This is a genomic window from Yaniella soli (genome assembly GCF_054782375.1).
This window is the reverse complement of sequence record NZ_BAAGSP010000048.1, coordinates 1-7,807: the sequence shown is the minus strand read 5'-3', so window position 1 is coordinate 7,807 and position 7,807 is coordinate 1. Positions and strand designations below refer to the sequence as shown.

The following is a 7,807-nucleotide window of genomic DNA, read 5'->3' as shown; positions in this document are numbered from 1 at the left end:
AGCCTTAGGCTTCCGTAATCTCATGCATTACATCACCAGAGCACTGCTCGACACCGGCGGATTCAGACACCAACTACACTCATTTTTACGATGAGCCACATAAGCCTGCGCTCCGGCACCAATCGCCAGGAATTGTTTTTCTGCAGCAGATTTTGGCATGATGCTGCGTTGTTGCGGGCCGGTGGCTGTGGTGAGCGGGAAATGCGCATCGTCCATGATGATGTCGCCTCGAGCACCCAGCTGGTGGTTGGCAATATGGCGGGTGATGCGGCTGAATACGAGGCTTCAGAATGGGCGTAGCCGCGGGAAGAGCCTTCGACTAACCGTCCTGGCAATCTATCTGACCTAGAACCTGTCGCCCCCTATCATCAGCCACACGAGGTAGGGCATAAAGAGGCCTGGTCACCGCGGCCACCCCGGGACAACCACGATATACAATCTAAGTGGTCGGAGCGATTCGTCGAACCTTTCCCGAAGCGGTTCGCGCCAAACGGTCTACCCGGTGCCACTGCACAGGTCGTGCGGCTTTCGGTAACCGCGAGCGCACCCACTTGCGCAACTGAGCGATCTCGGCTGTACCCTCAAACCATGAAACAACCCGATGCCCCAGCACTGAATCAGGTTGACCTAGCACCAGACTGGCTCGGACTTCGTCATGCTGGTTGATCACGGTTTCGACATCGCTCGGAATGACGGTGGCTCCGGCCGTAATGATCGCGCCATCAGTGCGGCCAAGAAATTCCAGTACCCCCTCGTGTTCGGTAACCCGATCTCCCACGGTGGTGAAGTCAACCTCATCGATACGTTTGCACGGCAGGCTACCGCCGATAACTGCTAGGGCAACCTGCGGACTCGAGACCCACAGCTGGCCGTCAATGACCGTGGTGGAAACCCCCGGGAAGGGACACATGCCGTTGCCGAGGTCCCAGGCAACAAGGCTCAGTTCGGTAGCGCCGACATAGCAGATAACGCGTAGCCCAGCAGCGTTTGCACGTTTCTTGAGCTGGTCCGAGAGGCGGTCGCCGCCGACCAACACCGTGTGGATGGATGATTGTCCGCCGTCGATCAAGTCGACAAGTCGTTCCAACCAGATTGGTGTCAGATGGGCGACTTGAGTGCGAGCTATACCAGGATCTTCTTTTGTCGGTATGACGAGTTCAAGCTCTGAATCATGGGCCCAAGCGGCGGTGAATAATGCCATAGAAGAGACCTGGTGTACTGGCATCCAGAGTCCATCACCCAGTTCTAGGCCTAGCTGCCTGTCTAATTCTGGAAAGGCTACCCGCCAGCTTTCAGCACTGCGCACCACGATCTTTGGTTCGCCTGTGGTCCCGGAGGTCAGGGCCGCCCAGGCAGCCGTCTCGGGCAGTGCGGTGTTCAGCGTCTCGGAGCTGATGGGCGCTGCTGGATCAATGATAAGCGGCACTGCCCCGGCTGCTTGTATTTCTAGGGCCCGAGCTAACGCGGTTGCGGCATCGGCACTCTTAATGGCTGACAGCTGCGGCACGTTGTTGTTCTTTCTCAAAAGCTCGTGGATAGGCGCGGTACAGTCCCATGGTTATCAGTGTAGCGACCACCATTTTGGTCAGGTCACCGGGAAGGAATGCCAGCGATATGATCACCGTTTCGCCAATGCTCAGTTCCGTTAACCAGGCCTGCCCCGGTATACCAAGAAGGTAAACGGCAAAGATGCCACCTATCAGGCATCCCAGGGCGACCCGCCACCAAGTTGGACGGCTTCCGACGATCAGGCCGATCACAATGGGGGCCACAACATAGCCCATGAGATACCCCGCCGTTGGAGAAACAAAGACACCGATGCCGCCTCGTCCCCCGGCAAGTAATGGAAGACCGATGGCCACGCCCAGCATCAGCAATCCCATGGATGCGGCACCACGCCACGGCCCAAGCACCGCACCAGCCAGCATGATTCCCAATGACTGCAGAGTAATGGGCACCCCGCCGGCCACGGTGATAGAACCGACTAAACCCATTGCAGCAGTTAGTGCAGCAAACACCGCAATACGGGCTATATCTCGAGCAGACATGGCTACTCCTCTGACATTCAAAACGAAACGGTTGAACACGGTTCATTGAACGGTGTTCAGTGTAGCTTGAACCGGCATGCGGTGTCACCTTCGGCACCGGCCAGTCGCCTTGGGCACGGGAAGAGCATTGTGACGCAAACCAAATGAAAGTTCTTTATTTGCTAACATCAATTATTGATCATGCTTCAACGAGGTGTTGAGCAGAGCCCTTCAGATGCCCTCCTGTTCAGGACGGACCTGCTCTGATCCGCCATTTCGCCGGTGTTGAGACTGCGCAAACTGCGCCCAGAATGTCACCATCAGGCTGACCGGCATGACGAACCCTAGAAAGGATAAGGATACTGTGACAGATCAACGTATTGCGATCATCGGAGCAGGCCCCAGCGGTCTAGCAGCATTACGAGCATTCGAATCGGCAGAACGCGCCGGTACCGAAATCCCTGAGATTGTCTGCTACGAAAAACAAGACGACTGGGGTGGCCAGTGGAATTACTCCTGGCGCACCGGTATTGACCAATATGGCGAATCAGTGCACTCGTCAATGTACCGCAACCTGTGGTCAAACGCACCCAAAGAAGCGCTAGAATTCGCTGAGTACACCTTTGATGAACACTTTGGGCGTCCCATATCGTCTTACCCACCCCGCGAAGTACTCTGGGACTACATCGATGGACGTTTGCGCTCCAGCAACGCCAAAGACAAAGTACAGTTTGCTACCGCTGTCCGGTGGGTGCAGTACCACCGGGACACCGACACATTCACCGTCACGGTAGAAGACCTCAAAACCCAGACGACCACGTCCTCAGAATTTAATCAGATCATCGTGGCCACCGGGCACTTTTCCCATCCGAACGTACCAGGTTTTGCGGGTATCGAAACATTCCCCGGCGTTGTCGAGCACGCACACGATTTCCGCGGTGCCGAAAAATTTGCGGACAAGCGCGTCCTGATGATCGGTGCGTCCTACTCTGCCGAAGATATTGGCGTACAAGCCTACAAGATGGGCGCAAGAAGCGTGACGCTGAGCTACCGCAGCAAAGCAATCGGCCACGTCTGGCCCCAGGGCATGGAAGAACTGCCACTGGTTGAACGCTTCGACGGCAGCCAGGCGCACTTTGTCAATGGCGAAGTCCGCGAATTTGATGCGGTCGTCCTGTGCACCGGATACTTGCACAAGTACCCATTTTTGCCCAGTGACCTGAGCATCCATTCCTCCAATAACGTCTACCCGCAAGGTCTCTACCGCGGGGTTACCTGGCAAAACAACCCCAAACTGCACTACCTGGGCGCCCAGGATCAATGGTTTACCTTCAACATGTTTGACGCCCAGGCCTGGTATGTGCGCGACCTCATTTTGGGACGCGCTCCGCTGCCATCGGCTGATGAGCGCGCCGAAAGCATTGAACAATGGACGCAACGCTTCAAGGCCATTGCATCTGAAGCCGAAGAAATCCAGTTCCAGGCCGACTACATTCGCGACCTGATTGAACAAACCGACTACCCAATGTTCGACTTGGACTCTGTTGTTGAAATATTCCAGGCGTGGGTCAACGATAAGGTCGAAAACGTTTTGACCTACCGGGACAAACAACACCGCTCCGTGATGACCGGTACGCTTGCCGCTGCCCACCACACCCCATGGCTGCGGGAGCTCGACGATTCACTGCAACGGTACCTGTCCACCCCGCCGAAAGATGAGCTCGAAAAGTTGCTGGACCAGACAGAAACGGCCGCTTCAGCAAAAACAACGTAAGGCGTTCCAAATCCCATGATCACCTCGGCCTCCCGTCGCGCTCGTGGCGGGAGGCCGAGTTCTCATCCTGTGCGATCACCAATGTTGGTCAAGCCTTGGCATTGTCGCCGACCTCTCGGGCATGATTGGGTACCATAGAAAACTTTTAAGAAGGATTCACGGTCTGCAGCGGCCCCGAGAAAGAGCAGCGTACACATGTCGCACGAACCTACCGATCCCGACGACCACAAACCCGTGGCCAGCAATCACCCGGATAACCAAGAGGGGCGCGCCTTCCAAAGTCCCCGGATGTTCGAAAACAGCTGGGCCCTTTCGCTCTTTGGCACGGCCGTCGGCGCGGGGATCCTGTTTCTGCCAATCAACGCAGGTGCCGGTGGGTTATGGCCCCTGATCATCGCGACCCTGATCATCGGTCCGATGACTTTTCTTGCCCACCGCGGGTTATCCCGTTTCGTGGCTGCTTCACGGAATCCTGGGTCAGACATCACTGTTGTAGCACGGGGCCTGTTTGGAGAAGCCGCCGGACAAGTTGTCACGGTGCTATATTTTTTGGCGATATTCCCCATCGTGCTGATTTACGGGATTGCCATCACCAATACGGTCGACGACCTTTTAGTTCAACAACTCGGCTGGGGATCGCCGCCCCGGTGGCTCCTATCCGGGGTGCTTATTGCACTGATGATGTTGGTGATGATCCGCGGCCAGCGCCTGATGCTGGTGGTCATGCAGTGGTTGGTGTATCCGCTGATTGCAGCGCTTTTAGGTGTCACGCTCTTTCTGATTCCACAATGGGATCTGACCTTTGTCACCGAAACCACCGAGTCCTTCGGAGATATGGCCCAGGCGTTACTGCTGGTCATTCCGGTGCTGATTTTCGCGTTCAATTTCTCACCGGCGGTATCCCAATACACGTTGGCGATGCAGCGACGCTACGGTGACCAGGCCGATGCTCGCGGAAAGCATGTGCTGCGTCGGACCACAATCCTGCTGGTCATATTCACCATGGGCTTTGTGTGGTCCACGGTGCTGGCGTTGGGAGCAGACGGTCTGCAAGAAGCCCGCGAGGCGAACTTGCCAGTATTGTCCTACCTGGCGCAGGTCCTGGACACCCCGCTGATCGGGTATATCGGCCCGGCAGTGGCCATCGCCGCGATCGGTTCGTCATTCTTTGGCCACTATCTCGGTGCCGCCGAAGGTGCCGCAGGTATCGTACGATCGGTTTCCACAGCGGCCGGAAAGAAACCATCAGATAGGGCCGTCAACATCGGTGTGGCGATCTTTATTTTCTTGGCCACCTGGGGAGCTGCCATCCTGGACCTGGGCATCTTGGATATGATCGAAACCCTGGTCGGACCGGTCATTGCCATCGTGCTGTACTTGCTGCCGATGTATGCCATTCACCGTTTCGATGTGCTGAAACAGTATCGGGGCAAGGCATCCAATATTTTCGTGACCATCGCCGGGATCACCGCCGTGGCCTGCATTATCTACCGGATGTTCGTGGTCGGATTCTAATTCACAAACGGCACCAGACTGCTAACGAGACGCAGGTCGCGCACCATGTGCCCCGGTTCTTCGCCCCGCGGCATATCTTTGGCATCTTGTGGCTTGTCGAGATCCGCAACAAAATCTAGGCGTAGATTCTTGTAGCGAGCATCAAGAGCTGTGGCGGCGGGTTCGTACTCCTAGAACCATCCAGGCCGCACCACCTTTTGCGGTTGACGACTGGCGTGCACTCGGCACATCGCTTCCAGTCAGCTAAATGGGCAATGTTCTTCACTCCGGTACGGCCGTTCCTTAGCGCCCAAAACCTCTCCGGCCAGTACGAGCCACAACCCCAAAACGACGTCGAATCGGTACGCGGTAATCGCTCCCAAATGTAGTTGACATTTACTGAACACTGTTCAATTCTTGAACAGTGTTCAATATATTTTCTCAAATCGCCGAGCGTGCCTGCCAAGGTCAAGCTGCTAGCCGGGACGAAGCATTAACTATCCTGAATTCGTCGGATGACGACCTGATCGAGCTCGTTGCCGCCACCTCACGGGTGCGGCGAAAGTTTTTCAGTAACCTGGTCAAGATCAACTATCTTGTAAACCTCAAATCTGGGCTGTGCCCGGAAGACTGCGGATACTGCTCCCAGCGGTTAGGGTCAGACACAGATGTCCTGAAATACCCGTGGCTACCGAAGGCCGATGCCCAACGCCAGGCAGAATTTGGCCTGTCCGGCGGTGCCTCCAGAGTTTGTTTAGTTGCATCCGGTCGAGGACCATCAAACCGGGATGTTGGCAAAGTCTCGGATATGGTCACCTCGATCAAATCCAGCAACCCGGATGTGGAAGTTTGCGCATGCCTAGGGTTTTTAAAAGACGGCCAAGCTGAAACCCTCAAGACCGCCGGGGTGGATGCGTATAACCACAACCTCAACACGGCCGAATCACATTATCCAGAAATCTGCTCGACCCACACGTTTGCCGACCGGGTTGATACGGTCACTCGCGCACGAAATGCCGGGATGTCGCCGTGCTCTGGGCTGATCGTGGGTATGGGCGAAACACATGAGCAGGTCGTCGAGGCGATTGAATCGCTGCGAGCCGTCGACTCGGATTCAATTCCAGTGAACTTTCTGATCCCATTTGATGACACCCCGCTGGCCGGAACCTATGAGCTATCGCCGCATAAGGCCATGCGCATCCTATGCGCGATCCGGCTCATGTGCCCGGATCGTGAACTGCGCATCGCCGGTGGTCGAGAAATGCATCTCCGGAGCTGGCAGCCAGTCAGCCTGCACGTGGCCAATTCATTGTTCCTTGGTGACTACCTGACCGTGGAGGGCCAAACAGCCGAAGCTGATCTGGACATGATCGTCGACGGCGGCTTCCAGATCGTGGGCGCCGATGAACCCGCTGCAGCATTACGCGATCGCGTTCTGGCGCACCGCAACGCGCACCGGGCCGCCACCAGTCCCGGACCAGAACCACAAACTACACCGGAAGAACAGGCGGGCGATATTTCCCTGCCCTGTGGAAAGAAAACATCGGTCAGTGCCGCACCCGGAGGCAACCTCACCGTCCCAACAATCCGTCGCCGAGGAGCGGGCACACAGTATGAGCCCAACGCCTAAGTCCAGTTTGGTGCTGCCCGGATACCTGACTAGAACCCTTCTGTGAACAATAAACGAAATATCACCATCACCACAGCATCGCAACGGAAGAATCTGCTGAAACCCCTTCGGAAGCCAACGCTGAAGAACCTTCAGAAAACACCGCTGAGGAGCCGTCGGAAGACGCCGACTCCGATCCAAATACCGTCACCGGGACGCTCGACGGTGAGACCGAAGACATAACGTTTACTGATGCATACTGCTCCGGACCGTCAGGTGACCTTCGATGAGGTATCAGTATCTGGCGCAGTCATCGATGGCACCATGACTTGCACTTCATGGGACTAACGTCCAACTAGTCACCGAATGAGATCCTCGTTTTGTGCCTTATGCAAGCTCTAGGGCGCGCAACGAAGTTCCCGTGGCTGGCTGAGCGCCCCGTGAAGCTCTGCAGCGTGTCATGGTGATCGGTGAACTTTCGTTGTGCAATGGCTGCATGAAATGTATCTACGATGCTCAATGCGTGTTCAGTGCCAACACTACCTTCGGTGAGAGCAGCCACTACGGATTTCGACTCAGCGATGCAGTGCACGATTGAACGACCCGGGACCTCGCTCAGGGCTGCCGTCAGATCGTTATAGGTAAAAAGCCTCCGACGCCGTCAGCCCATACGTCTTAGCCAAGTGACCCTCCCCGTGCAGCACTTCTGCTGTGGCTTCCGCCAGGTGACTGCGTGGCCCACCAGTTCAGTGGCTGATCGTCGGTAGCTGACAGTAATACACCCGATGCGGCAGCAACCTCCAGTTTGAATCGTCCCTGGTTTGATGGAGGGTGTGCCAGATATCCCGGAAGGATAAGCTGATTGGACTATGGCCAATTATAAATACCCTCAAGAATTACGTG

6 protein-coding genes are annotated in these 7,807 nt (G+C 56.1%); 4 read left to right on the top strand and 2 right to left on the bottom strand.

What is annotated here, in order from left to right; all coding sequences use genetic code 11:
- The first annotated feature begins 90 nt into the window (after positions 1 to 90).
- Positions 91 to 300, top strand: coding sequence for a hypothetical protein (locus ACYVJT_RS14750; RefSeq protein ID WP_499418518.1), 210 nt, complete (start codon positions 91 to 93; stop codon positions 298 to 300).
- Positions 301 to 439: 139 nt separating this feature from the next.
- Here ACYVJT_RS14750 and ACYVJT_RS14745 read toward each other — a convergent pair whose 3' ends face one another.
- On the bottom strand, positions 440 to 1,507 hold the full coding sequence (locus tag ACYVJT_RS14745) for an AMP-binding enzyme (RefSeq protein WP_343960214.1): 1,068 nt from the start codon (positions 1,505 to 1,507) through the stop codon (positions 440 to 442).
- The gene (locus tag ACYVJT_RS14740) at positions 1,485 to 2,048 is read right to left on the bottom strand and encodes a biotin transporter BioY (protein WP_343960216.1); all 564 of its coding nucleotides are present in this window, start codon (positions 2,046 to 2,048) and stop codon (positions 1,485 to 1,487) included. The genes ACYVJT_RS14745 and ACYVJT_RS14740 overlap by 23 nt, the downstream gene beginning before the upstream one ends.
- 313 nt (positions 2,049 to 2,361) lie before the next feature.
- Between ACYVJT_RS14740 and ACYVJT_RS14735 the strand changes: the two genes are divergently transcribed.
- The 3 genes from ACYVJT_RS14735 to bioB all read left to right on the top strand — a co-directional run bounded on the left by ACYVJT_RS14735 (position 2,362) and on the right by bioB (position 6,925).
- Entirely contained in the window at positions 2,362 to 3,801 is a 1,440-nt protein-coding gene (locus ACYVJT_RS14735; RefSeq protein WP_343960218.1) for a trimethylamine monooxygenase, read from the top strand.
- 195 nt (positions 3,802 to 3,996) lie between these two features.
- Positions 3,997 to 5,316 (top strand): SLC5/6 family protein, encoded by a 1,320-nt coding sequence (locus ACYVJT_RS14730; protein WP_343960220.1) that lies wholly within the window; start codon positions 3,997 to 3,999, stop codon positions 5,314 to 5,316.
- Between the two features lie 403 nt (positions 5,317 to 5,719).
- Positions 5,720 to 6,925, top strand: a complete 1,206-nt coding sequence (gene bioB / locus ACYVJT_RS14725) for a biotin synthase BioB (protein ID WP_343960222.1) — start codon at positions 5,720 to 5,722, stop codon at positions 6,923 to 6,925.
- The last annotated feature ends 882 nt before the right edge of the window (positions 6,926 to 7,807 follow it).

Excerpts from the sequence above, each read along its gene's own strand:
- ACYVJT_RS14750 (WP_499418518.1), top strand. The coding sequence starts at position 91 with ATGAGCCACATAAGCCTGCGCTCCGGCACCAATCGCCAGGAATTGTTT.
- ACYVJT_RS14740 (WP_343960216.1), bottom strand. The coding sequence starts at position 2,048 with ATGTCTGCTCGAGATATAGCCCGTATTGCGGTGTTTGCTGCACTAACT.
- ACYVJT_RS14735 (WP_343960218.1), top strand. The coding sequence starts at position 2,362 with ATGACGAACCCTAGAAAGGATAAGGATACTGTGACAGATCAACGTATT.
- ACYVJT_RS14730 (WP_343960220.1), top strand. The coding sequence starts at position 3,997 with ATGTCGCACGAACCTACCGATCCCGACGACCACAAACCCGTGGCCAGC.